The organism is Metabacillus litoralis (assembly GCF_007994985.1).
GTDB lineage: Bacteria > Bacillota > Bacilli > Bacillales > Bacillaceae > Metabacillus > Metabacillus litoralis.
On sequence record NZ_VOQF01000023.1, the window covers coordinates 1 to 25,148 of the forward strand.

Here is a 25,148-nt window from a genome sequence, read left to right on the forward strand (position 1 = left end):
AGGTGGAAGCGCGGTGACGTGTGGAGCTGACAGATACTAATCGATCGAGGACTTAACCTAAACAAAAAGCGGAGGAAGCCCGCTTTAATCCATAGGGAATTGGAGCACTCGAAAAGAAGTCGTTAGACTTCGCAGGAGAGTGTGAAATAACCGTAGGATTTGGCTTCTGTAGCTGGACAAAGTAAGAGCGAAAACTCAGTGAATTGAATTGTAAAATCGTTATCTAGTTTTGAGGGAATCTAATGTTTGAAAAACACTTGATTTTTTCTTCTAAAGTTGTATAATAGTTTTTGTCACATTGTCTGGTGATGATGGCGAAGAGGTCACACCCGTTCCCATGCCGAACACGGAAGTTAAGCTCTTCAGCGCCGATGGTAGTTGGGGGTTTCCCCCTGTGAGAGTAGGACGTCGCCAGGCTTTGGATATTATTCCGCAGTAGCTCAGTGGTAGAGCTATCGGCTGTTAACCGATCGGTCGCAGGTTCGAGTCCTGCCTGCGGAGCCATTGCTTCCATAGCTCAGTTGGTAGAGTACTTCCATGGTAAGGAAGAGGTCACCGGTTCGAGCCCGGTTGGAAGCTTATGAAAATATTCTTCTAACTAAAGAACGGCCCATTGGTCAAGCGGTTAAGACACCGCCCTTTCACGGCGGTAACACGGGTTCGAATCCCGTATGGGTCACCAAAGTTTTTTCGCACAGCGAAAATAACTTACAATAATAATTTCCCTATATTAACTTTTGGAGGATTAGCTCAGCTGGGAGAGCATCTGCCTTACAAGCAGAGGGTCGGCGGTTCGATCCCGTCATCCTCCACCATAGATTTTTCGCAAAGCGAAAATATCTTACCATTTCATTTAACATCTTAAATACCTTCTACTAGCTTAGAGTATTTATTCCAAAGTGAAAACGGATTCTAAGATATTCAATGAAATAAATACTTAAAACTACACGCCGGTGTAGCTCAACTGGTAGAGCAACTGACTTGTAATCAGTAGGTTGGGGGTTCAAGTCCTCTCGCCGGCACTGTTTCATATATGGAGGGGTAGCGAAGTGGCTAAACGCGGCGGACTGTAAATCCGCTCCTTAGGGTTCGGCAGTTCGAATCTGCCCCCCTCCACCATCTTATTATATAATGAATGATGATAAACGATGATAGAGTTGTTTTAATACAATTCATTAATTGTTTTTTTATTTTCTCATTATCAATATTGTGAATAATTTCACGATGATATGGTTATTATAATTATTAAGACATTTATTGGGCTATAGCCAAGCGGTAAGGCATCGCACTTTGACTGCGACATGCGTTGGTTCGAATCCAGCTAGCCCAGCCATTTAGAGCCATTAGCTCAGTTGGTAGAGCATCTGACTTTTAATCAGAGGGTCGAAGGTTCGAATCCTTCATGGCTCATTTTTGCGGAAGTAGTTCAGTGGTAGAACACCACCTTGCCAAGGTGGGGGTCGCGGGTTCGAATCCCGTCTTCCGCTCCATATTAGTTTTTAGGGGCCTTAGCTCAGCTGGGAGAGCGCCTGCCTTGCACGCAGGAGGTCAGCGGTTCGATCCCGCTAGGCTCCACCAAAATTATAAACAATAATGTACCTATATAAAAAGCGATAAACATAGTTTATCGCTTTTAAAATTGTCTTTTTTAATTCCAATACTTAAAAATTATGAATTTTTCACGATTTATTTTACTTTATTTAAAACTTTCCTCCAAAGTTCTCCAAAATTTGTTAAAATAATTTTATGTGAAAAAAATGAAACCAAACGGTAACCTTAATCGTATAAAAAGAGACCCGCAGAGTGCGGAGGTATGACAAAATGGAAACGATCGTGAAAAAAAGGATTAAGCAAGTAAAAAAAGGTGATCAGAATGCCTTTGCTGAAATTGTTGATCTTTATAAAGACAAGATATATCAGTTGTGTTATCGAATGTTAGGAAATGCCCATGAAGCTGAGGACATTGCTCAAGAGGCATTTATTCGATCATATGTAAACATTCATACATATGATATGAATAAAAAGTTTTCTACATGGCTATACCGTATTGCAACAAACCTTTGTATCGATAGAATAAGAAAAAAGAAACCCGATTATTATTTAGATGCAGAGATATCTGGAACTGAGGGGTTAACAATGTATTCTCAGGTTGCATCACAGGATGCCTTACCTGAAGAAGAGTTAGAAACAATTGAACTACAGGAAACTATTCAGAAGGAAATTTTAAAGCTTCCAGATAAGTACAGAACTGTTATTGTTTTGAAGTATATTGATGAACTATCATTAATTGAGATCAGTGAAATTTTGGACATTCCTGTTGGTACGGTTAAAACCCGTATCCATAGAGGAAGAGAGGCACTCAGAAAGCAATTAAGGCATTTATAAAGAGGTGAGAAATGTGAGCTGTTCTAATGAGTTTATTCAGCTTTTACACAAATATATGGATCAAGAATTATCAGAGGAAGATGAAGCTAAAATAAAAGATCATCTTCATACATGTAAGGAATGTTATCATCATTTTCATGAACTTGAAAAAGCTGTTGCACTTGTTCAAAGTACATCTCATATAGAAGCACCATCTGATTTTACATCAGCTGTTATGAACAGACTTCCTAAAGAAAAGAAAACTGTATCTTGGAATAGATGGTTAAAAGGTCACCCACTACTTTCAGCAGCATCTTTATTCTTACTACTGATGACAGGTAGCTTATTTTCTGCATGGAATGAAGATCAGCATTTTAGCGTTTCTAAGCAGTCTAATTTAGTTGTTGAAAATAGCAAGGTGATTGTACCTGCAGGTGAAATTGTTGAGGGGGATGTTACAGTAAAGAATGGATCTCTCTTAATAGAAGGTAAAATAGATGGAGATGTTACTGTTATTAATGGAGATGTAACTTCAAATAATGGTGAAAAGTATGTAGCATCTGCTGGTCAAGTTACTGGTGATATACATGAAGTAAATGAGATGTTTGATTGGCTTTGGTATCATATAAAGTCAACTTCAAAGGATGTTGTTAGTGTTTTTCAGTAAATCACTGGTAGGCTCATCAGTTTGACTATCTAAGCCCTTCTCAGAAGATTTATTGCACTTTCTTTAAGGTCATCAAATTGGTGACCTTTTTACATGATTAAAGGTGAAGTGATATAATAGAGAAGTTACCTTTTGAAGCTATATACATAACGGTAATAATAGAAAAGGTAAGTAACTTTTTTTGAGGGGATTTTATATTAACCTCAATATGAGTTGGAAACAGTCTTTAATTAAGCTGTAATCTAGAAGATTCTTATTTATATTAAATTCTGTTTTAGGTGTTAATAACAAACTGGTTTGCTTAGAAAGACGATTAAAACTCATGGAGGACGAGTGAATGGGATATGAGGATATACCGTTATTACATTACCTCGGTATAGCTGTTGATATTCTCCTTGTTTGGTATGTTATCTATAAACTAATTATGGTAGTAAGGGGAACAAAAGCTGTTCAGCTATTGAAAGGAATTACAGTTATTATCGTAGTCCGTATGTTAAGTCAGTACATGGGTTTGAGTACATTGCAATGGTTAATGGATCAGGCTTTAACATGGGGATTTCTAGCGATTATTATCATATTCCAACCAGAGCTGCGCAGAGCTTTAGAACAGCTAGGAAGAGGTCGATTATTTACTAGAGGTGGTTTACCTGGGGAAGAAGATCCAGAAGTGGCTGTCGAAGCAATCGTAAAAGCTACTGATTATATGGCTAAACGCCGTATTGGGGCATTAATGACGATCGAAAAAGAAACAGGGATGAGTGACTATATAGAAACTGGAATATCTCTAGAATCTAGAATTTCATCTGAATTACTAATTAACATATTTATTCCAAATACACCTCTTCATGACGGTGCTGTTATCATTCAGAAAAACCAAATTGCAGCTGCAGCGTGTTATCTTCCATTATCGGAAAGCCCTTTTATTTCTAAGGAGCTTGGTACGCGACATCGAGCAGCATTAGGAGTTAGTGAGGTTACGGATAGTTTAACAATTATTGTTTCTGAAGAAACAGGAAGTGTATCAGCTGCTAGAAATAGTGAGCTTCATAGGAACTTAACTCAGGATGAATTAAGAAACATTCTACAAAAAGAGTTAAATGCTCCAACAAAAGCTGTTTCCTCAAACCGTTGGCAATGGAGGGGAAAAAAGAATGGATAAACTTATAGAAAGTCCATGGGTCATGAGGTTTATTGCATTATTTTTAGCCTTGATGCTTTATGCCTCGGTTAATATTGAATCAGGATCACCAAGTAAAAGCCAACCTCCACCATTATTAGGAGGAACCACTTCTACTACTGATAAGAGCACTGTTACAGAAGTACCCGTCGTTACATATTTTGATCAAGAAAATCTTGTTGTAACAGGAGTACCTGAAACAGTTAGTGTAACATTAGAGGGAACAACTGGTTCGATTACAAAAGCGAGTAAGCAAAAGGGTTTTGAGATTTATGCAGACTTAACGAATTTATCTATTGGAACACACCAGGTGAAATTAAAGCATAAAGATCTTCCAGATGATTTAACAGCAAGTATTAACCCTTCAATTATTACAGTTTCAATTGAAGAAAAAATAACAAAGAGCTTTCCAGTGACAGTTGATTTTCTGAATGAAGATAAACTTGAAGAAGGCTATGAACCAGATCAGCCAATTGTTAGCCCAAATAGTATTAATGTGACGGCTTCCAAAGAAGTAATAGAGCGAATTTCTGCTGTGAAAGCAACAATAAATTTGGAAAATGCAAAAGAAACAGTAGAATCAGATGCAACCATAACAATATATGATGGGGATGGAAATATTCTTCCTGTGGAGGTTGAACCTTCAGTTGTTGATGTAACTGTTCCTATAAAAAGTCCAAGTAAAGAATTACCTTTTAAAATAGTTAGAGAAGGTGAACTTGGAAAAGGATTAAGTATTTTAAGTCTAGAGCCTGATCCAAAGCAGGTGACTGTTTATGGTCCTTTAGATGTTCTAGAAAACCTGGAATTTCTGGATGGAATCAAAGTTGATTTAAGTAAACTGACAGAAGATACTGTTCTGGAAGTTGCAATTCCAAAGCCAGAAGGAGTTAACAAGGTTTCTCCAGAGAAAATTAACATAAAAGTAGATATAGATAATCAAGAAGAAAAATTGTTATCTGATCAATCAATCCAAGAGGTTGGAATGTCAGAAGGAAAGAGATTTGATTTTCTCGATCCAGATTTAGGCTCTATTGATGTACAGATTTTTGGGGCACCAAGTGTTATTGAGAGCATAACGAGTGATGATATAGAGCTATATATTAACTTATCAGATTTAAGTGATGGAGAACATGAAGTAAAGGTAGAGGTTAATGGTCCTCAAAACATCACATGGTCATTAGAACAAGAAACAGTAAAAGTGAAAATTTCCTCAGCCTCTTAGGCAGATAGGATAAAAGGAGCGAAACCCAATGGGAAAGTATTTTGGTACAGATGGAGTACGAGGAGTAGCAAATAGTGAATTAACACCTGAATTAGCTTTTAAAATAGGTCGTTTTGGTGGGTACGTTTTAACAAAGGATAAAGAGCGTCCTAAGGTTCTTATTGGCCGTGACACTCGGATATCAGGGCATATGTTAGAAGGAGCACTAGTTGCAGGGCTTTTATCAATTGGAGCAGAGGTTATGCGATTGGGCGTCATCTCAACACCAGGTGTTGCTTATTTAACAAAGGCACTTGGAGCAGAAGCTGGTGTCATGATTTCTGCATCACATAATCCTGTTGAAGATAATGGAATTAAATATTTCGGACCAGACGGTTTCAAGCTTTCTGATGATCAAGAGCTGGAAATTGAAGCATTAATGGATCAAGAAGAAGATACTTTACCTAGACCTGTAGGGAAGAATTTAGGACAAGTTAATGATTATTTTGAAGGTGGACAGAAATATCTTCAATTCTTAAAACAAACAGTAGATGAAGACTTTACTGGAATTCATGTTGCATTAGATTGTGCACATGGTGCAACATCGTCATTAGCAACACATTTGTTTGCTGACTTGGATGCAGATGTTTCTACTATGGGTACATCACCTAATGGATTAAATATTAACGATGGTGTTGGTTCAACACATCCAGAGGCACTATCAGCATTTTTAAAGGAGAAGAATGCTGATATTGGATTGGCATTTGATGGAGATGGTGACCGTATGATTGCAATAGATGAAAATGGGGCAATCGTTGATGGTGATCAAATTATGTTTATTTGTGCCAAGTACTTAAATAATGAAGGTAGACTAAAGAAAAATACTGTTGTATCTACAGTTATGAGTAACCTTGGTTTCTATAAAGGTTTGGAAGTAGAGAATATAAATAGTGTTGCTACAGCTGTAGGTGATCGTTATGTTGTAGAAGAAATGAGAAAAAATGATTATAATCTTGGTGGAGAACAATCAGGACATATTATTTTCTTAGATTACAATACAACAGGTGACGGATTGCTTTCTGGTTTACAGCTTGTTAATATTATGAAATTAACTGGAAAGAAATTATCAGAGCTTGCAGGAGAAATGCAAAAGTTCCCTCAATTACTTATTAATGTAAGAGTAACTGATAAATATAAAGTAACTGAAAATGCAAAAGTTAAAGAAGTAATTACAGCAGTTGAAGAAGAGATGAATGGAAATGGTCGTATACTTGTTAGACCATCAGGTACAGAACCGTTAGTACGCGTTATGGCAGAAGCTCCAACTGAAGAACAATGCCGTGAGTATGTAGAAAGAATTGTAGAAGTTGTAAAAGCAGAAATGGGATTAGAGTAGATGCTTTAGAAGCGGGGAAACCCGCTTTTTTATATGTTTCAAACTATTGAGGATTTGGGTTTCTCATTAACAAGAAAAGAAACCCATGCATATAGTATAAGTAAACAATCGATACTAAGGTTGTTAAACAATTGGAAAAAATAGATTGACGATTTAAATCTTCGTATTGTAATATTAACTTTGTGTTTAAATTTAATGTAAAGGAGCATAGGTTTTACCTGAAAACATCATAAAGCGCCTGAACTAAGTGGACGAAAAAGCTTAGTTGACGAGGATGGAGGTTATCGAAATTTCGGCGGATGCCTCCCGGTTGATTGGTTACAACCGTAAACTTTTCCTTAAAACAAAGAGGTAACTTTTTGAACAAAGGGAAAAGTGTAGCCTTCCAAATTACAAAAACATGTGTGAGGGGACAGTTAATGTCTCCGAAATTAAAATGACAACTGTCCCATGACACTCTATGGGAGGAAACAAATATGTGCGGAATAGTAGGATATATTGGACAAAAAGACTCTAAGGAAATTCTTTTAAAAGGATTAGAGAAATTAGAGTATCGAGGATATGACTCTGCAGGAATTGCAACGATGAATCAAGATGGAGTGCATATTTTCAAAGAAAAAGGTCGTATTGCTGAGCTTCGTAAAAGTGTAGATGAAAAAGTTGAAGCATCAACAGGGATTGGACATACAAGATGGGCAACTCATGGCGTACCAAGCCAGCTAAATGCACATCCACATCAAAGTACAACTAGCAGATTTACAATTGTACACAATGGTGTTATTGAAAACTATGCCATCTTAAAACGTGAGTATCTACAAAACGTTGAGCTAAAAAGTGATACAGACACAGAAATAATTGTCCAAGTTATTGATAAATTTGTTAATGAAGGATTAGAGGTTGAGGAAGCGTTCCGTCAAACGTTATCAATCTTAAAAGGCTCTTATGCAATTGCATTATTAGATGAGCAAAATCCTAACATGATTTATGTCGCAAAAAACAAAAGTCCTCTTCTTGTTGGTTTAGGTGATGGTAGCTTTAATGTTGTAGCATCAGATGCTATGGCAATGCTACAAGTGACTGATCAATATGTGGAGATCATGGATAAAGAAATGGTATTCGTTGAACGTGAAACGGTTACTATTAAAGATTTACAGGGTAATGTAATTGAACGTGCACCTTACAAAGCTGAAATTGATTCTAGCGATATTGAAAAGGGCACATATCCTCACTACATGTTGAAAGAAATTGATGAGCAACCTTTAGTTACAAGAAGAATTATTGATAAATATCGTAATGATGCTGATGAAATAACAGTTGATTCAGAAATCGTAGCAGCAGTTAATGCGGCAGACCGAATCTACATTGTTGCTGCAGGAACTAGCTATCATGCAGGGTTAATTGGTAAACAGTTTATTGAAAACTGGGCTAAAATTCCTGTTGAAGTTCATATTGCAAGTGAATTCTCATACAATATGCCTTTACTATCACCTAATCCACTATTTATTTTTATCTCACAAAGTGGAGAAACAGCTGATAGCCGTGCAGTATTAGTACAGATTAAAGAGCTTGGCCATAAAGCATTAACGATTACAAATGTTCAAGGATCTACACTATCTCGTGAAGCTGATTATACAATGTTATTACATGCTGGTCCTGAAATTGCTGTAGCATCAACAAAAGCATATACAGCACAACTAGCAGTGCTTTCTATTCTTGCAGCAGTTGCAGCTGAAGGAAAGGGTCGTTCATTAGAATTTGATCTAACGAAGGAGCTTGGAATTGTTGCTAATGCAATGGAAGTTCTATGTGATCAAAAAGAAGAAATGGAAGAGATTGCAAAGGAATACTTTGCAACAACTCGTAACGCATTCTTTATTGGTCGTTCTGTAGACTACTACGTAGGATTAGAAGGAGCATTAAAGCTTAAAGAAATTTCATATATTCAAGCTGAAGGCTTTGCAGGTGGAGAATTAAAGCATGGGACGATTGCTTTAATCGAAAATGGAACTCCAATAATTGCACTATCAACTCAAGAACATGTTAACTTAAGCATTCGTGGAAATGTCAAAGAAGTAGTAGCACGTGGTGCAAATCCATGTATCATTTCTATGAAAGGCTTAGAAGAAGAAGATGATCGTTTCATTCTTCCAAGTGTTCATGAACAATTATCACCATTAGTAGCTGTTGTACCATTACAATTAATTTCTTATTATGCAGCATTACACCGTGATTGTGATGTTGATAAACCAAGAAATTTAGCTAAGAGTGTTACAGTAGAATAAATAGAAAAGGCTCTAATACATAAATGTATTAGAGCCTTATTTATATACTCTTTTCCGGTTATGTTTTATCTGTTCTCCTTGTGTAGTCATTATTGATAAACTCACTGCAAAAAGGGGTCTGTCCCTCACCATTGTGAAGGACAGACCCCTTTTTGTTATACCGTAATTGTCTCTAGTAATTTTTCAATATCTTGTTCCATATCTATTGGATCTGTTGTACATTCAAATCTTTTTGTTACTTCTCCGTTAGGATCGATTAGGAATTTTGTGAAATTCCATTTGATTGAGTGGTCGTCAGTAAGATACTCAGGGTGTTTTTCATTTATTAATGGTATTAAGATTTTTGCGACAGGATGAAACTTGTTGAATCCTTGAAAGGGTATTTTATTTGAAAGATAATTGAATAATGGGTGTACATTTTCGTCACGAACATTTGTTTTTTGGAATAATGGGAAGCTAACTCCGTAATTTAATAAACAGTTTGCTTGAATTTGTGAGTTAGCGTCAGGCTCTTGATTATCAAATTGATTACAAGGAAATCCTAAGATAACAAAACCTTTATCTTTATAGCGATTATATAATTTTTGCAAATCTTCGTATTGGTAGGTAAAACCACAACGTCCGGCAGTGTTAACTATTAACAACACTTTACCTTTGTATTCCGCTAAAGATTTCTCTTGTCCAATCATTGATGTAGCTGTAAAGTTATGTATATTCATTTTAATTCCTCCGTTTTGATGATTCTTAAGTAATAGGTCTTTATTCTTAGTTCTTATTGTAGCATAAAGAAAGTGAATAGTTATATTGAAAAGGATTATTGACATTTTGTTTTCTACTTCGTAAACAAAATATATAGAATTTCACTAAAAGCGTTTACAAATAGTAATCTTATTTCTTATAATAGATATAAGTTAATATTTCGTGCTGATAAGAAACCAGAGACAGCTATGCGTAATTATCGAACCTTTCGATAGATGCATATGCTGTCTATTTTTATATTGTTAGATAATAATTTTTAAAAGCTATTAGGTTTATCTTAAATAACGAAGTGATTGATCTGAATTAATAGAAGCAAACTGGGGGAATTCCGATGGAAAAGAAATATGTATTAGCACTTGATCAAGGAACTACAAGCTCACGAGCAATTCTATTTAATAAAGAAGGAGAAATAGTTGATATTGCTCAACAAGAGTTCAAGCAATACTTTCCTAAATCAGGTTGGGTAGAGCATAATGCACAAGAAATCTGGAGCTCAATATTAGCTGTAATTGCACAATTATTAACTAAAACATCTATCTCTCCTAAAGAGATTGCAAGTATTGGAATTACAAATCAAAGAGAAACAGCTATTGTCTGGGATAAAGAAACAGGTTTACCTATCTATAACGCTATTGTATGGCAATCAAGGCAAACAGTGGATATTTGTGAGGAATTAAAGGAAAAAGGATATAGTGATTTATTTCATAATAAAACAGGTTTGTTAATTGACGCCTATTTCTCCGGTACTAAGGTGAAGTGGATTCTCGATCATGTAGAAGGAGCAAGACAAAAGGCAGAAGAAGGGAAATTGCTTTTTGGAACAGTAGATACATGGTTAATTTGGAAGTTATCTGGTGGACAAAGGCATGTAACAGATTATAGTAATGCTTCAAGAACACTTATGTATAATATTTATGACTTGGAATGGGATGATGAGTTATTAGAAATTTTAACAATTCCAAAGTCAATGCTACCAGAAGTTTGTTCTTCGTCTGAAGTGTATGCTACTACAGTTGATTATCACTTTTTTGGAGAAGCTGTACCGATTGCAGGTGTAGCGGGAGACCAGCAAGCAGCATTGTTTGGGCAAGCATGTTATGAAAAAGGGATGGCCAAAAATACTTATGGCACTGGCTGTTTCATGTTAATGAATACAGGTGAAAAAGCGGTAAACTCTGAAAGTGGGTTATTAACAACAATTGCCTGGGGAATTGATGGAAAAGTTGAGTATGCGTTAGAAGGAAGTATCTTTGTGGCGGGCTCTGCCATCCAATGGCTCCGTGATGGGCTAAGAATGATTGATGATGCTTCTGCTAGTGAGGTATATGCTAGTAAAGTTGAGTCTTCTGAAGGTGTATATGTTGTGCCTGCATTTGTTGGCTTAGGAACACCATATTGGGATAGTGAATCACGAGGAGCTGTTTTTGGTTTAACACGCGGAACAACAAAAGAGCATTTTATTCGTGCAACGTTGGAATCTCTAGCATTCCAAGCAAAAGATGTTTTAAAAGCAATGGAAGCAGATTCAGGTATTAAGCTTAAAAAACTTAGAGTTGATGGTGGAGCGGTTAAAAATAATTTCTTAATGAATTTTCAAAGCGATGTGTTAAATGTGCCTGTTGAACGACCTGTAGTTAATGAAACTACAGCATTAGGGGCTGCATATTTAGCAGGGCTAGCAGTCGGATTTTGGCAGGATCGAAATGAAATTGCGAATAAGTGGAAAGTGGAAACATCCTTTGATCCGAGTATGGGTGAAGAAGAAAGAAGTCAATTGTATGAAGGCTGGCAAAGGGCTGTTCATGCAACGATGAGCTTTAAGCCTATTAAATAAAGCTCTTTTCTGGTACATTGCTGCTAATTGCCTAATTACTTGTTAAAATAGCGATTATTTGAATTAAGTATGATTTTAAAAGAAAAGAAGCTACTAGACTTTATATAGTGCAGTTCCCATAAGCTTACTAAAAACTACAAAGTTTTATGAAAACCACCTTAAATAATCGAAAGCACTATAAGTAGATACGATAAAAGTTAGGCTGACAGATCACATAGAAATTCTGTCAGCCTTTTTTAACTTTTATGTAATTGAGGTAGTAAGAAATTCAATTACTTGATCAGGTGTTTTTGCATTTGCGCTATGTAAGTGTGCTTGTTTTTCACCATTTTTGAACACTAATAGGCTAGGAATCCCCATTACATCATACTTTTCTGCTATTTCAGGTAAATCATCTTTGTTGATTTCATACATTTCTACATTTTCAACTTCTTCAAAAACTGTTGGTAAAAACATATCCATTCTTTTGCAATCAGGACACCAATCTGTAAAGAATTTTAACACAACTGGTTGGTTGCTATTTATTAATTCCTTAAATTTCTCTTCTGTTTTTACATGTTCCATTACGATCACCTCATCCACTATTTTAACCTAATCATCTAGAAAATAAAGTAATCTATAAGATAATATTATTCAAAATCTTGAAGCTCTATTTTAGTTGGAGAAATTCATAGATGGAATGTGAGCCTTTATGATTAAATCGCCTTTTTATAGTTCATCTACCAAGATTTATCATGAGCTTTACTATAAGCTTTCATATATAATTTAAAACATCATAATTTCTAGAATAAAAAGCATAGAAAATTGACTTATTGATCATCCGAATTTAAACTTACTTACAATAAGTAACCATTAAGTTTTTACGAATAGTAGGATGTCCTCTATTCTATTTTAAGACAATGTAAGGTAAAGAACCCTTTATATAATAGATCGATAACCAGGAGGAAAAATGATGATAGAAGCAACTGAACAAACATCATTCCAAGCTTTAAAAAAGAAAATAAATAAAATTTCCCATGAATCTGGGCAGATTTTTATTGTTGGTCCGATAAAATTGCCAGTCCAACTGGATGGAGAAACTTTAAATTTTAACTGGTACAGTTGGTTAGAGATGGATAATTCTTTAAATCTTCCTTTAGAAGAGCAGAAGGATTTGTTAATCAAAAGCTTAGCAACGGCTAACTTAGCAGAAAGTCAGCAATCTAGTGTATTAGTTTACGGAGATTTTGAAAATAGTGAGGAAGCACTTATTCGTATGCATAGCATTTGTCATACAGGAGATATATTTGGGAGTAAGCGTTGTGACTGTGGGTTTCAATTGAAGAATTCTATGAAGATGATTGCTGAACATGGCTCAGGTGCACTTTTTTATCTGGCAAATCATGAAGGTAGAGGGATTGGGTTATTTAGCAAAGCAATGGCGTACATTTTACAAGAAGAAGGATTAGATACAGTAGAAGCTAATGAATATTTAGGCTTTAAAGATGATAGCCGTAATTATGATGAAGCCATTAGAGTATTGAAGTCTCTTCGTCAGCTACCTGTTACGTTAATAACGAATAATCCGAATAAATTAGAAGCACTTAAGAATTCAGGTGCAAATGTTACGGGTAGAATCCCATTATGGGGAGATATTTCGATGTATAATCAACGCTATTTAGAAACTAAAATGGAGAAAGCAGGTCATTTTCGAGGAGGATACCCAATTTGAGTGAACACGAATCTTATATGAAGCTAGCATTAGACAATGCGAAGGCAATGAAAGGACAAACAGCTCCTAATCCGCTTGTAGGAGCTGTTATTGTTAATGACAATCGTATTGTAGGTGTTGGTGCCCATCTAAAAGCAGGGGAACACCATGCGGAAATTCATGCATTACGCATGGCAGGAGAAAAGGCAAAGGGTGGTACCATTTATGTAACTTTAGAGCCATGTTCACATCATGGGCGAACTGGTCCTTGTGCTGAGGCACTTGTCACAGCTGGGATAAAGAAAGTGATCATTGCCACTCTTGATCCTAATCCAATTGTTGCGGGAAATGGTGTTAGAATTTTAGAAAAAGCTAATATTGAGGTTATCGTTGGAGTTTGTGAAGAAGAGTCAAGAAAAATGAATGAAGTATTTAACAAGTTTATTGTGAAGAAACAGCCGTTTATGACATTAAAAGCAGCTACCACTTTAGATGGGAAAATATCTTCCCATACATGGGACAGTAAATGGATCACTTCAGAAGAAGCTCGCCTTGATGTTCATCATTTACGCAATGAACACTCAGGTATTTTAGTCGGAGTTCATACTGTCATACAGGATGACCCTGAGTTAACAACAAGAATACCATACGGTCGAAATCCTATTCGAATCATTTTAGACAGTACCTTACGTATTCCATTGGAAAGTAAAATTGTGACTGATAAAAAAGCTGAAACATGGGTTTTTACATCGAAAAATCATAACCATAAGATCAAGCAAGAGTTAGAAAACCTGGGTGTGAAGGTATTTGTAACAAAAGGTAAACAGCGAGTGGATTTACATGACACCATGAATATATTAGGTGAACATAATGTTTCATCCGTGCTAATTGAAGGTGGAGGAGAAGTTAATTCATCCTTCTTAAAAGAACAATTAGTAGATAAACTAGTTTTATATGTTGCACCTAAATTAATTGGCGGTAAGCAATCACCAAGTTTTTTTGCAGGTGAAGGTATCGAAAAAATGTCCGATGCAATAGATCTTGAGGAATTAGATGTAACTAAAATCGGTAAAGATTTTAAATATACAGGATATCCAACCTATAAGAATTTAAAGTGAATAATAATAAACAAAACACGATGAAAGAACCTGAACTAATTCATCGTGTTTTTTAGTGTTGTCATGAAAAGAAATATCCTGTAGAATAAAACCGAGTAAACTTATAAGAATTGTTATAATAGACATATCATATATATGTGGCAATTATAAAGTACAATAGATTTTTGCCACTTTATTAATTGGAGTGAAAGGTATGAGACTTCTCCAATAATAAAAACGACTAGGAGGAAGGAACATGGAAATAAACTCATATCCTGTGATAAAAGGAGCAGAAAGCATATACTTCTCGGGAAATAAAACAGGAATTTTGCTATGTCATGGTTTTAATGGAACTCCACAGAGTATGCAATATATAGGAGAACAATTATCACAATATGGTTATACAGTATCTATTCCTCGGTTATCAGGTCATGGTACACATTACAAAGAAATGGAAAGCAGTACGTATGAGACTTGGATAATGGATTTAGAAGCTGCTTATGAGCATTTAAAAACAAACTGTTCCAACGTATATATTGTTGGTCAATCTATGGGCGGTGCATTAACTCTTCAGCTTGCAGCTAAAAAGCAGCATATTGATGGAATTTTTCTTATTAATGCTGCTGTAACAGAGGTTGCTTATGAAAGTTTAAAAGACGAAGAATCACCAAGATTTATTCATGAAGGAACACCAGATATTAAAAAGCCTTCAGTATTTGAAATTACTTATGATAAAGTGCCTCTGAAAGCTATACATCAATTATTATTTTTAATGGAAGATACGAAGCAGAAAATTAAACTAGTAAGCTGTCCTACTTTTATTTTTAAATCTGCCATTGATCATGTTGTGTCGCCGAGAAATTCAGATTTTATCTTACATTCTGTTTCATCAGATATAAAAAAACAAACTGTGTTAGAACATTCATATCATGTAGCATCAATGGATTATGATGCTCAACTTATTGTGGGTACTATCCACAAAGATATTAACAACTTACAATCCTCTAAATCAGTGAAAACAGGAAAAAAAAGTAGTGTAGAAAGCATAAAGGTGGATAACTAGGTGTGTTATCCACAAGTTATCCCCATAACCACATAGTTACCCACATTTTTGTAAGCACTTTATTTTTTATTATGTTATTCTCCAGAGCTGTCACAATCCTAAAAAATAATGCTATAATTTGTCATTATGAATCCATTTTAAATGAGGTCTAGTAAAATGAACTTAACAATTCGGAGTATGAGCAATGAAGATATTCAGAGTGTTCAACATGTAGCAAAAACCAGTTGGAACACTACATATGAAGGTATTATTCCAATCGAAATACAGGAAAATTTCATCAATACGGCATATTCTAATGCAATGCTTGAAAAGAGATTAACAAACACAGTTTTTTTAGTAGCTGAAATAGATGGGGAGATTATCGGATTTATCAATTTTACCCCTTTAAAGAGTGATACTAAAGTAGAATTAGGTGCGATTTACATTTATAAAGACTATCAAGGAAAAGGGATTGGCACATCTTTATTAAATGAAGGAATTAAATTCTTTCCAAGCGTGAAAAAAGTATATGTGAATGTTGAAAAGGATAATGAAGTGGCACTTTCCTTTTATAAAGCTAGAGGATTTATTATTGAAACAGAATATGATGATTTATTCGATGGACATGTATTAAAAACAGTCAGGCTGGTACTAAATTTATAGCTATGTTAAAGCGTAGTGTTGATTTTTAGCACTTTGTTGATTGGAGTGAAAGGCATGAGACTCCTGCTTAGAGAAGCGTGTCAAAGGGAGACCCCACAGGCGCTTGCGCTGAGGAGGCTCCCGGACCTTGGAAAGAAGGTACTTCTTTCTCGAGAAAGCGAATGCCTGTAACGGAAATCAACAACAAAGTTTAACAGAGCCAAATTTATAAAACTTTAACACTCGCTTTAATAGAGAGCCCGAAATATAATAAAAGTGAGATAATAAAAAGTTTTATAAGGGAGTGAAGATAGTGAGAAAAAGCTTACAGTATCCGATTGGTGAATTTGTCGTTCCGAAACAAATTAGTAGTGAAGATAGGAATCAATGGATTACTGATATAGAACAACTGCCTACTCAATTAAAAAAGGCACTTGATGATGTATCTAAACCATTGATAGATACATCTTACAGACCTGGGGGATGGACAGCTCGGCAAGTTGTTCACCATGTAGCTGATAGTCATATGAATAGTTTTATACGCTTTAAGTTAGCTCTTACTGAGGAGCGGCCAACAATAAAACCATATGAGGAGCACTTGTGGGCTGAGCTACCAGATTCTAAGTTATTTCCAGTGGAACACTCACTTGATTTACTTCATTCTCTTCATCATCGTTGGACATATTTATTAAAGAATATGTCAGCTTCAGATTTTAATAAAACCTTATATCATCCTGCAAGTAAGAAGGAAATGTCTTTGTTAATAAATACTGCTCTTTATTCTTGGCATGGCCGACATCATATTGAACATATTAAATTAGTGCAGGTTCATTAATAGAAAGAGGAACATATAGGATTTAAATAAGGATAGGTTACTAGTAGTAGAGCTAGTAACCTATCCTTATTTATTTGGGGTGTTTTTATAATTAGGTTGCTTTTTGTGAATTATTGATATTCCTATAATTGAAGGGAGTTGTAGTTGGTTTTAAAGTAGTTGAATAATGCAACTTCATTATTTGATAACCACTTTAATTCTCCTAAATGTCTTCCGAATACTAATTCATCTGGCTTCTCAGACGCTACCCTTTTTCGGACTTTCTCTTGTCCGTTCTTATCCTTTGCGATCAAAAATATATCACAGGAATATAAACCGTGTTCTATAAAAACTTCTGCTCGATAGTTTCGATTTGGACTATTTTTTGGCTTCTTCCAAACATAATTAGTGTTGTAACCAGCTTTTTTCATGCAGTTATATGCCTCATCGAAGGGAGTGCTGTCCCAGTTTTTCAGTTTAACCACTTTATCAATCCCTTGCTTCAACTTATCAAGAATAACTTCTCTTTTCTCTTCGTCATCTGACTTGAAAAATTCACTTGCATCACAAAGAATTTCCACATCGCAAAAGCCGCCTACAATAGTTAAATTTGACTTTGGAGATTGCTTCACACAGAAAATATTGATTTGTTTAATTTAATAGCGTTGTATTTCGTATGAAATTTAGGCTGTGATTTCGTATCCGTTAAAACTCAGTAGTCGTTATTGTACAAGTAAAAGTAAAAGACCAAATAGTAAATATATATTTGTATATGAGCAAATGAATTATTATGTAAGAAACCATTGCGAAATATTTACAGCAAACAACTCTTTCAAAATGTTAGAGTAACGAATACTTTAGCGGTTTAATTTTCATACAAAGAATCTAAACATAAGGTCATATTGTAACCTACACAAAGAGAAAATTCTCATTAAAAGGTTTAGTATGCATGAAAAAGTGGCATTTAAATGATAAACATGAGGTGATGTGATGATGAAGTCATTTAAGAAGCATTTTAGTAAACCAGATGGAATTTTAGGGATGATAGCTGGGAGAATTATGGCTTTAGAAAATAGAAAGTTAAATGCTTGGACTGTTTCTTTACTAGGGTTAAAGAGTCATGATCACATACTTGAAATTGGCTATGGAAGTGGCATGTGTATGGAGAGAATTTTAAAAAAGCACACCAATATCAATATTGATGGAGTGGATGTGTCCGAAACGATGCGAAAGCAAGCATCAAAAAGGTTAGAAGATAAAATAGTGAAAAAACAAGTCCATCTTATGACAGGCGATATAGAAGAGGTTACTTTGCCTAATCAAGCTTACGATAAAATTATAACAGTGAATAACTATACAATTTGGGATCATCCCAAAAAGGGTTTGGAGAATGTATTTGGTGCTTTAAAATCAAATGGTAAAATTGCAATCACAATGCAACCTCGGGAAGAAAATGCAAGCTCAGCAAAAACAAGGATGTTTGCTAAACAAATTTTTAATGATTTAACCAATTGTGGATTTTCTAATATAAAAATTCACTTCAAAAGAATTCGTCCAGAATTATCAGTTTGTGTAACTGCTGTTAAATTAAAATAAAAAACAGGGGAATTCCTGTTTTTTATTTTCGTCTATTTTTATGTTGAATTCTTATTTCTCAAGATAAGAGCTAACAAGACCGATAAGAATTCCAAGCAATGCTCCTCCTGCAACCTCAGCAGGTTGATGACCTAGTAATTCATTTAACTCTTTTTCTTGTTTGACATGAAATAATCCAGGCATATGACCTGACAAAACCTCAATATCAGCATCGATATCATTGACAATTTTAGCTATTTCTCCAGTATGTCTTCTAATGCCTTGAGCATCATACATAACAATGATTCCAAAAATAACAGCTAGTGCTGTATCTGTGGAGTTCCATCCTTTTTTTGTTGCTACATAAGTAGCTAAAGCAGAAACTCCTGCAGAGTGGGAGCTTGGCATACCACCTGTTTGAAAAATAGGTCTCCAATCCCACTCATTATTTACTTTTTTATTTGTGAGAACCTTCAATCCTTGAGCAATTCCAATTCCTGAAAGTGCTGTCCATATTCCTCGATTCATTAAACTCACCCCTATATATATAGTGTTCAACAAATTCATTTCTATATTCCAAAAAGGGTCGTGATTTCTCAAAAAACATTAGAGCTTTAAGTGAAAGTGTTTTAGATGAGAAGTTTTGAATTGATAGAAAGTAATGGCACTATCTTTTTTGATAAACAGAAGAATTTACTAACAACTCGTCAAATTTAGACAAATTATTTCCCGTAAAATAATTAGAAAATCATTTTCGATAAATGGTTCAAGTAATGCTAAGAAGGGAATGGATGGGTATAGATAAAAGAAAGGAGAAAATAAATGTGGATTAAACATTCCTTTTTTAAATATGTAACAGCTACTATCTTAGTATTAATTGTACTGCTTTTATTAGGTAGACTCGATTATTTAGTACAGCCGGTAATGACATTAATTGAGACTTTATTTTTACCTATTCTAATTGCAGGTTTTTTGTATTATCTAATCCGACCAATCGTAGTATTTGTTTCAAAAGCTCGATATATTAATCGAACAGTAAGTATTTTTTTAGTTTTTGGATTAATTATCGGGGGAATAAGTGGTCTCGTTTATTCAATGGGTGATGTTGTTCAAAGTCAGTTTAATGAATTAAAAAGTGAGGTACCAAGCAAATTTGAAGAATCTGTTGGAAAAACAGAGGCCTTTATTAATGAAAATAATCTCCCTTTTTCTATAACGAAAAATGTAAGAGAAACAGCATTCTCCTATATTGCAGATTTAGGTGAAAATCTCAGTGATCATATTTTTGGGATTTTATCAGCTATTGCGAATTTTGCAACAGTGTTAATTATCGTTCCTTTTATTTTGTTTTATTTATTGAAAGATGATGACCGTTTTTCGCCATACTTATTGAAATTCATCCCTGAAGATCATGAAAAGGAAGGTAAAAGGATATTGTCTGATATACATACGACGTTATCTACCTATATTGTCGGTCAAATGATTGTAGCAAGTGTAAATGGTGTACTTATGTATATTGGATATCTAATCATAGGTCTTGATTACGCCCTAGTTTTAGCATTATTTGTCGTCATTACGGCAATTGTTCCAATTTTAGGACCACTGTTAGGAGTTTTACCTGCCTTATTTGTTGGGTTAATGTATGATCCATTCATGCTCGTCAAAATTGGTGTGGTTTTACTCATCGTCCAACAATTAGAAGGTAATTTAGTATCGCCGCTTGTTATAGGAAATCGATTAAAGTTACATCCATTAACCGTTATTCTATTATTACTTGCAGCAGGTAGCATGTACGGATTCATTGGGATCTTAATCGTCATACCTGTTTACTCTGTATTAAAAGTAACAATCAATAATGCCATTCGCTTCTACAAGCTACGTTACAGCTAATTAACAATAGGAAAGCGCCTTGATCTCACAATCGATCAAGGCGCTTTTTCATTATGTTTGTTGACGTGTAATCCATTTAGTTAGCGGAGGAGGATCATATGTAAAGAATTTTTCAATAAGTGGTTTAGGGTCTTCCTCAACAATCATCATTGACTGATATTCAGATTTAAGAAATTGCTCTTGAACCATATGGTCGAAAAAGGTAAGTAACTTATCATAATAATGATTGCTATTGAGGATGCCAATTGGTTTTCGATGTTCCCCGAGCTGTGCCCATGTATATACTTCGAAAAACTCCTCCATAGTGCCAGGTCCTCCTGGTAAAACAACAAATCCGTCTGAAAGCTCTTCCATTTTAGCCTTACGTTCATGCATTGTATTGACTACAATTAACTCTGAAATACCTGTATGTGCTATTTCTCGTTCCATTAACATCTTAGGAATAACACCAATCACTTCTCCTCCAGCTTGTAGTGCTGCATTTGCCACAACACCCATTATTCCTACTTTTGAACCACCATAAACAAGAGTTAAACCTTCCTTTGCTAGCTGTGTTCCAAGCTGTTTTGCTGATTCAGAATATAATGGAGATGCTCCAGTGCTTGATCCACAAAAAACACTAATTCGCTTCATCGAAATTCACGTCCCTTTTTGGTTTTCGAGAGAATTTTTTGTTCGTAACTACAGTTAAGTGTAGTATGTTTTCCGTAATTTAAAAAGACTGTTTTTGTAAAATTTGTTACTTTGAATTTATTAAGAGGTAATATTCTTATTTACAAGCCTTTTTATGATAAAAGGTTAATGCAACTAATAAAGCTATTAAATTACTATATGCTTACTAAGGTTCTAAATAGTAAATGGAAAGTAAAAATTTAAAATTACATAATTTTCATGGATAAGAGAGAAAATGGAAACATATCAATGTAATTTAGGAGAGATAATGATGAATTTTGATTTTCGCTTGTTAGTGATGAAAGACGGGATAAAGCTTTTAAGTCCTAATGATAAAGAAGTGGCAATTACTTTTTATGAGAAGTACATACAGAAAACTAAAGGAAGATTCTTAGAAATAGCTATAAATCCACAGAAACCATTATTTCATAATAGCGATAATAAAATAGATAAATTAACACTCACAAATGAGGAGCTTAATACAAGTAGAAACCATGTTTTAGTGGAGAAGAAAGAATCAGGATCGATCTATAAAGCAACAACTAACCAATTTAGCCTACCTTATCTATATGATGTCATATTGATTCCATTTGGTGGGATATTGTCGGTAGGTGACAGAAAGATTGCCATAGGGGTATTAAAATCAATTTGTGATTCTTTAAAGACTGGTGGAGAAATCATTATTGATCTTTTTAGTCAAAATGAACTTTATCTTAATAAGCAGGATGAAAACATTGAGAATGCTGATGGCGATCTTACACTATTTGAATCGCGAGTTTTGGAAATTGATTTTTTTCAGCAAAAAGTAAACTACTTACTTTCACTTGAAAATTGGCAGGAAGGTAAATTAGTTAATAAAGAACGAAAGCTTCAGCCATTTATTTGGTTTGGTATGAAGGAATTTAAATTGGCCCTTGAAAGAGTTGGATTTAGTGAGGTTGAGCTAATTGGTGATTATCTTCATACAAATGAAAAAAGTTATTCAGAAAGTAAGGTTTTCACATTTGTAGCCAAAAAAGCATAAAGATTATGATAAAGCTTCCTGCTTTTAATAGTAGGATACCTACAGGTGCACTACGTCGGAAAGTGAATCGCTGTAACGGTCATCAACTACAAAGATGTACAGAGCCTATAAAAAAATATAATGAAGCCCCCTCAAACGTCATTTCTTGTTTCGAATATCTTTAGATCTAGAAAGAGATGGAAAATTTAATGAGAAATAGCTTAATCATTAATAACAATTTTGTCTTAAAGTGATAAAATAGGAATGATGAAAGTACTTGAGGAGGAAACCTACATGAAAATGAAATTAGGTCTAATATATGGTGGGAAGTCTGCAGAGCATAATGTGTCCCTGCAAACAGCCCTTGCGGTTATAAATGCGTTAGATATGAGTAAATTTGACATACATCCAATATATATTAAAGAAAATGGTGAATGGGTTAGAGGTCAATCATTACAAGAACCTGTAAAGGAAGTAAATACATTAAAGCTTGATAACAATGGTGAGGTTATTTCACCAGTTTCTTTAAATACAGAGTTATTTCCGACAAAGGTAGATAGTCCCGGCAAGATTGATGTGATTTTCCCGTTACTTCATGGGCCGAACGGCGAGGATGGAACTGTTCAAGGGCTGCTTGAGTTAATGAATATCCCTTATGTGGGGAACGGTGTCCTTGCTTCTGCAGCTGGAATGGATAAAGTAGTAATGAAAAACCTGTTTGCACAGGCTGGTCTTGCACAGGCTAAGTATGTTCATTATATACAAACAGATTATAATAAAAGACCTTTAGAAGTTGTAGAGGAAGTCGAAAATACACTTGGTTATCCTTGCTTTGTTAAGCCAGCAAATTTAGGTTCTAGTGTTGGGATAAATAAGTGTGATGATCGTAAAGGTCTAGAAGCTGCAATCAAAGAAGCATTTGAGTATGATCGTAAAATTATTATTGAAGAAGGTATTGTAGGAAGAGAAATTGAAATTGCTGTAATTGGAAATGATGATCCAATCTGTTCTGTTGTTGGAGAAATAGCTCCTAAGAAGGCATTTTATGATTATAAAGCAAAGTACGAAGATGGTGACACAGATTTAATTATTCCTGGCAATATTACAGAAGCTGAATATAAAATCATTGAAGAAATGGCAATAGCATCATTTAAAGCAATTGATGGCTCAGGCTTAGTGCGTGCTGACTTTTTCTTAACGAAAGATGGTGAAGCATTGATTAATGAAGTAAATACAATGCCAGGTTTTACACCATTTAGTATGTTCCCGTTGATGTGGAAGCATACAGGTTTAGAATATGCTAAATTAATTGAGAAGCTAGTTGAGCTTGCTTTAGAGCGGTTCGAGCAAAAGCAGAGCATTAAGCATACTGTTTAATGAGATGATCTCGGGTATGAAATTTTCTTGGTGAGAGAGAAGATATAAGATTGGTTTAAGATTAGTATGAGGAGCTGAATGTGTTCTAGTCAGTTCCTTTTTTTAGTCATGTTAAATGATACACAGAAAGGGGAGTTATATGTGATTGTAAAAACATTGTCTTCTGTAGAAAAAATGGTGAGTGGTTTTGGCTTAAAAGAAGAGCATATGAACATTACGATTGAAGGTGTCACAACAGATTCTCGTCAGGTTGAACAAGGGAATTTATTTTTCCCATTAGTTGGAGATGTTTTCAATGGCCATGAATTTGTTGATAAAGCAATTAATAATGGTGCAGCAGCAATTATTTGGAATAAATCAGAAAAAAATCCGCCTGAAGGTATACCAGTTATCTTCGTAGAGGATACACTTCTTGCGCTTCAAGCCCTTGCTAATACCTATATCGATCAATTGAATACTAAAGTAGTAGGCATTACAGGAAGTAATGGGAAAACGACAACTAAGGATATGGTTTCAGCTGTTTTAGAAACAACGTTTAAAGTACATAAAACAAAGGGTAATTTTAATAATCATATTGGATTACCCTTAACAATTCTAAGTATGACTGAAGATACAGAAATCGCTATTTTAGAAATGGGTATGAGTGGAAGAGGAGAGATTGAGCTTCTCTCAAAGCTTGCCAAACCAGATGTTGCGATTATTACAAATATTGGAGAAGCCCATTTGCTTGATTTAGGATCTAGAGATGCTATAGCAGAGGCAAAGCTTGAAATTGCTACAGGTCTTAAAGATAAAGGGTTATTAATTTATCATGGTGACGAACCACTGTTACAGGAAAAAGTAAAATCTGTGTTGAAGGAAAAAGTGACATTTGGTGAAACGAAGCAAAATGATTATTTCGCAACAAATATTATACAGGAATTAACAGGAACATCTTTTAAAGTAAAAGATGAAGATTATTTTATACCTGTTTTAGGTAAGCATAATGTTAGCAACGCATTAGCTGCATTTGCAGTAGCTAAAGCATTTGATGTAAAAGATGCTTCGATAAAAGAAGGGTTTAATTCGATTAAAGTAACTGGGATGCGCTTGGAGTTAATTCAATCCAAAAAAGGATTTTCAATTATTAATGATGCATATAATGCCAGCCCAACCTCAACAAAAGCGGCAATTTCTTTACTAGAAGATTTAAAAGGCTTTGATAAGAAATTTGTAGTGCTAGGAGATATGCTAGAACTAGGTGAAAATGAAAAGGAATTTCACCGTCAAGTAGGACGTTCGATAAGTAAGGATGGAATTTCTTATATCGTAACTTATGGAAAGCTAGGCGAAGAAATTGCAATAGGAGCTAAAGAAACACATGCTGAAGAAATTGTTCATCATTTTAATGATAAGCAAAAGCTAATACAGCACCTGGATACTTTAATGAACAAAAATGATGTTGTCCTTATAAAAGCATCCAGAGGAATGAAATTAGAAGAAGTTGTGGAAGCATTGAGTTAAAACTTATTTTTTTTAGGTTAAGTGGTTTGCTCCTTATAGAGATATCTTTTTATATAGGCTGTTTTCGCAAACTTTGTTGCTTTTAAATACACGAGAAATCGGCACAGTAGTAAGTCTAGTGGCATCTTTTCTTCATAAAATCGTAATCTTTATGCGAAAA

22 protein-coding genes, 10 tRNA genes and 1 rRNA gene are annotated in these 25,148 nt (G+C 34.8%); 28 read left to right on the forward strand and 5 right to left on the reverse strand.

Translation table 11 applies throughout. From position 1 onward, the window contains the following. The first annotated feature begins 301 nt into the window (after nt 1–301). The 17 genes from rrf (at nt 302) to glmS (ending at nt 9,090) form a co-directional block, all read left to right on the forward strand. Nucleotides 302–417: ribosomal RNA gene (rrf, locus tag FS935_RS21590) — 5S ribosomal RNA — on the forward strand. Between the two features lie 12 nt (nt 418–429). After that, nucleotides 430–504 (forward strand) — tRNA-Asn (locus FS935_RS21595). A 2-nt stretch (nt 505–506) separates the two neighbouring features. Then, nucleotides 507–579: transfer RNA gene (locus FS935_RS21600), tRNA-Thr, on the forward strand. Between the two features lie 28 nt (nt 580–607). Continuing rightward, nucleotides 608–682 (forward strand) — tRNA-Glu (locus FS935_RS21605). Between the two features lie 57 nt (nt 683–739). Continuing rightward, a tRNA-Val gene (locus FS935_RS21610) sits at nt 740–815 on the forward strand. 134 nt (nt 816–949) lie between these two features. Further along, a tRNA-Thr gene (locus FS935_RS21615) sits at nt 950–1,022 on the forward strand. Between the two features lie 13 nt (nt 1,023–1,035). Then, nucleotides 1,036–1,119: transfer RNA gene (locus tag FS935_RS21620), tRNA-Tyr, on the forward strand. 139 nt (nt 1,120–1,258) lie between these two features. After that, nucleotides 1,259–1,333 (forward strand) — tRNA-Gln (locus FS935_RS21625). Between the two features lie 4 nt (nt 1,334–1,337). Then, nucleotides 1,338–1,410 (forward strand) — tRNA-Lys (locus tag FS935_RS21630). A 5-nt stretch (nt 1,411–1,415) separates the two neighbouring features. Beyond that, nucleotides 1,416–1,490 (forward strand) — tRNA-Gly (locus FS935_RS21635). A 12-nt stretch (nt 1,491–1,502) separates the two neighbouring features. After that, nucleotides 1,503–1,578 (forward strand) — tRNA-Ala (locus FS935_RS21640). A 243-nt stretch (nt 1,579–1,821) separates the two neighbouring features. Continuing rightward, nucleotides 1,822–2,385, forward strand: a complete 564-nt coding sequence (gene sigW, locus FS935_RS21645; RefSeq protein ID WP_146950708.1) for an RNA polymerase sigma factor SigW — start codon at nt 1,822–1,824, stop codon at nt 2,383–2,385. A 13-nt stretch (nt 2,386–2,398) separates the two neighbouring features. Next, nucleotides 2,399–3,031, forward strand: a complete 633-nt coding sequence (locus FS935_RS21650; protein ID WP_146950709.1) for an anti-sigma factor family protein — start codon at nt 2,399–2,401, stop codon at nt 3,029–3,031. A gap of 337 nt (nt 3,032–3,368) precedes the next feature. Further along, a complete protein-coding gene (cdaA, locus tag FS935_RS21655; protein WP_146950710.1) occupies nt 3,369–4,190 on the forward strand; it encodes a diadenylate cyclase CdaA in 822 nt (273 codons plus the stop codon). Further along, nucleotides 4,183–5,433, forward strand: a complete 1,251-nt coding sequence (locus FS935_RS21660) for a CdaR family protein (RefSeq protein ID WP_158638682.1) — start codon at nt 4,183–4,185, stop codon at nt 5,431–5,433. The genes cdaA and FS935_RS21660 overlap by 8 nt, the downstream gene beginning before the upstream one ends. A 28-nt stretch (nt 5,434–5,461) precedes the next feature. Continuing rightward, nucleotides 5,462–6,808, forward strand: a complete 1,347-nt coding sequence (gene glmM, locus FS935_RS21665) for a phosphoglucosamine mutase (protein WP_146950712.1) — start codon at nt 5,462–5,464, stop codon at nt 6,806–6,808. Nucleotides 6,809–7,284: 476 nt separating this feature from the next. Then, the gene (gene glmS / locus FS935_RS21670) at nt 7,285–9,090 is read left to right on the forward strand and encodes a glutamine--fructose-6-phosphate transaminase (isomerizing) (RefSeq protein ID WP_146950713.1); all 1,806 of its coding nucleotides are present in this window, start codon (nt 7,285–7,287) and stop codon (nt 9,088–9,090) included. A gap of 155 nt (nt 9,091–9,245) precedes the next feature. Here the strand turns inward: glmS and FS935_RS21675 are convergent, their stop codons facing one another. Next, entirely contained in the window at nt 9,246–9,809 is a 564-nt protein-coding gene (locus tag FS935_RS21675) for a glutathione peroxidase (RefSeq protein WP_146950714.1), read from the reverse strand. Between the two features lie 371 nt (nt 9,810–10,180). Here FS935_RS21675 and glpK point away from each other — a divergent pair, with 371 nt between their 5' ends. Continuing rightward, the gene (gene glpK / locus FS935_RS21680; protein WP_146950715.1) at nt 10,181–11,683 is read left to right on the forward strand and encodes a glycerol kinase GlpK; all 1,503 of its coding nucleotides are present in this window, start codon (nt 10,181–10,183) and stop codon (nt 11,681–11,683) included. Nucleotides 11,684–11,926: 243 nt separating this feature from the next. Here glpK and FS935_RS21685 read toward each other — a convergent pair whose 3' ends face one another. Continuing rightward, nucleotides 11,927–12,247 carry a thioredoxin family protein gene (locus FS935_RS21685; RefSeq protein ID WP_146950716.1) on the reverse strand — a complete coding sequence of 107 codons (321 nt, stop codon included), beginning with the start codon at nt 12,245–12,247 and terminating at the stop codon, nt 11,927–11,929. A gap of 388 nt (nt 12,248–12,635) precedes the next feature. On the opposite strand from FS935_RS21685, the gene FS935_RS21690 reads away from it, so the two are divergent. From FS935_RS21690 to FS935_RS21710, 5 genes are all read left to right on the forward strand, one after another. Next, entirely contained in the window at nt 12,636–13,394 is a 759-nt protein-coding gene (locus FS935_RS21690) for a GTP cyclohydrolase II (protein ID WP_146950717.1), read from the forward strand. Further along, nucleotides 13,391–14,491 (forward strand): bifunctional diaminohydroxyphosphoribosylaminopyrimidine deaminase/5-amino-6-(5-phosphoribosylamino)uracil reductase RibD, encoded by a 1,101-nt coding sequence (gene ribD, locus FS935_RS21695; RefSeq protein ID WP_146950718.1) that lies wholly within the window; start codon nt 13,391–13,393, stop codon nt 14,489–14,491. The genes FS935_RS21690 and ribD overlap by 4 nt, the downstream gene beginning before the upstream one ends. A gap of 235 nt (nt 14,492–14,726) precedes the next feature. Then, nucleotides 14,727–15,533, forward strand: a complete 807-nt coding sequence (locus tag FS935_RS21700) for an alpha/beta hydrolase (RefSeq protein WP_240050992.1) — start codon at nt 14,727–14,729, stop codon at nt 15,531–15,533. Between the two features lie 156 nt (nt 15,534–15,689). Then, nucleotides 15,690–16,175, forward strand: coding sequence for a GNAT family N-acetyltransferase (locus FS935_RS21705; protein WP_146950719.1), 486 nt, complete (start codon nt 15,690–15,692; stop codon nt 16,173–16,175). Between the two features lie 292 nt (nt 16,176–16,467). After that, on the forward strand, nt 16,468–16,989 hold the full coding sequence (locus FS935_RS21710; protein WP_146950720.1) for a YfiT family bacillithiol transferase: 522 nt from the start codon (nt 16,468–16,470) through the stop codon (nt 16,987–16,989). A gap of 122 nt (nt 16,990–17,111) precedes the next feature. Here FS935_RS21710 and FS935_RS21715 read toward each other — a convergent pair whose 3' ends face one another. Continuing rightward, nucleotides 17,112–17,549: a hypothetical protein gene (locus FS935_RS21715; RefSeq protein ID WP_158638683.1), complete on the reverse strand. Its 438-nt coding sequence runs from the start codon at nt 17,547–17,549 to the stop codon at nt 17,112–17,114. A gap of 412 nt (nt 17,550–17,961) precedes the next feature. Between FS935_RS21715 and FS935_RS21720 the strand changes: the two genes are divergently transcribed. Continuing rightward, entirely contained in the window at nt 17,962–18,564 is a 603-nt protein-coding gene (locus FS935_RS21720; RefSeq protein WP_240050993.1) for a class I SAM-dependent methyltransferase, read from the forward strand. Nucleotides 18,565–18,615: 51 nt separating this feature from the next. On the opposite strand, the gene FS935_RS21725 is transcribed toward FS935_RS21720, so the two are convergent. After that, on the reverse strand, nt 18,616–19,080 hold the full coding sequence (locus tag FS935_RS21725; RefSeq protein ID WP_146950723.1) for a divergent PAP2 family protein: 465 nt from the start codon (nt 19,078–19,080) through the stop codon (nt 18,616–18,618). Between the two features lie 285 nt (nt 19,081–19,365). Between FS935_RS21725 and FS935_RS21730 the strand changes: the two genes are divergently transcribed. Further along, nucleotides 19,366–20,433, forward strand: coding sequence for an AI-2E family transporter (locus tag FS935_RS21730; RefSeq protein ID WP_146950724.1), 1,068 nt, complete (start codon nt 19,366–19,368; stop codon nt 20,431–20,433). Nucleotides 20,434–20,484: 51 nt separating this feature from the next. On the opposite strand, the gene FS935_RS21735 is transcribed toward FS935_RS21730, so the two are convergent. Further along, complete coding sequence (locus tag FS935_RS21735; RefSeq protein WP_146950725.1) at nt 20,485–21,066, reverse strand: LOG family protein; 582 nt, start codon at nt 21,064–21,066, stop codon at nt 20,485–20,487. A 310-nt stretch (nt 21,067–21,376) separates the two neighbouring features. Here FS935_RS21735 and FS935_RS21740 point away from each other — a divergent pair, with 310 nt between their 5' ends. From FS935_RS21740 to FS935_RS21750, 3 genes are all read left to right on the forward strand, one after another. Then, complete coding sequence (locus tag FS935_RS21740) at nt 21,377–22,129, forward strand: hypothetical protein (protein WP_146950726.1); 753 nt, start codon at nt 21,377–21,379, stop codon at nt 22,127–22,129. A gap of 273 nt (nt 22,130–22,402) precedes the next feature. Then, nucleotides 22,403–23,485, forward strand: a complete 1,083-nt coding sequence (locus tag FS935_RS21745) for a D-alanine--D-alanine ligase (protein ID WP_146950727.1) — start codon at nt 22,403–22,405, stop codon at nt 23,483–23,485. Between the two features lie 141 nt (nt 23,486–23,626). Continuing rightward, a complete protein-coding gene (locus tag FS935_RS21750; protein ID WP_146950748.1) occupies nt 23,627–24,988 on the forward strand; it encodes a UDP-N-acetylmuramoyl-tripeptide--D-alanyl-D-alanine ligase in 1,362 nt (453 codons plus the stop codon). Nucleotides 24,989–25,148 lie beyond the last annotated feature (160 nt).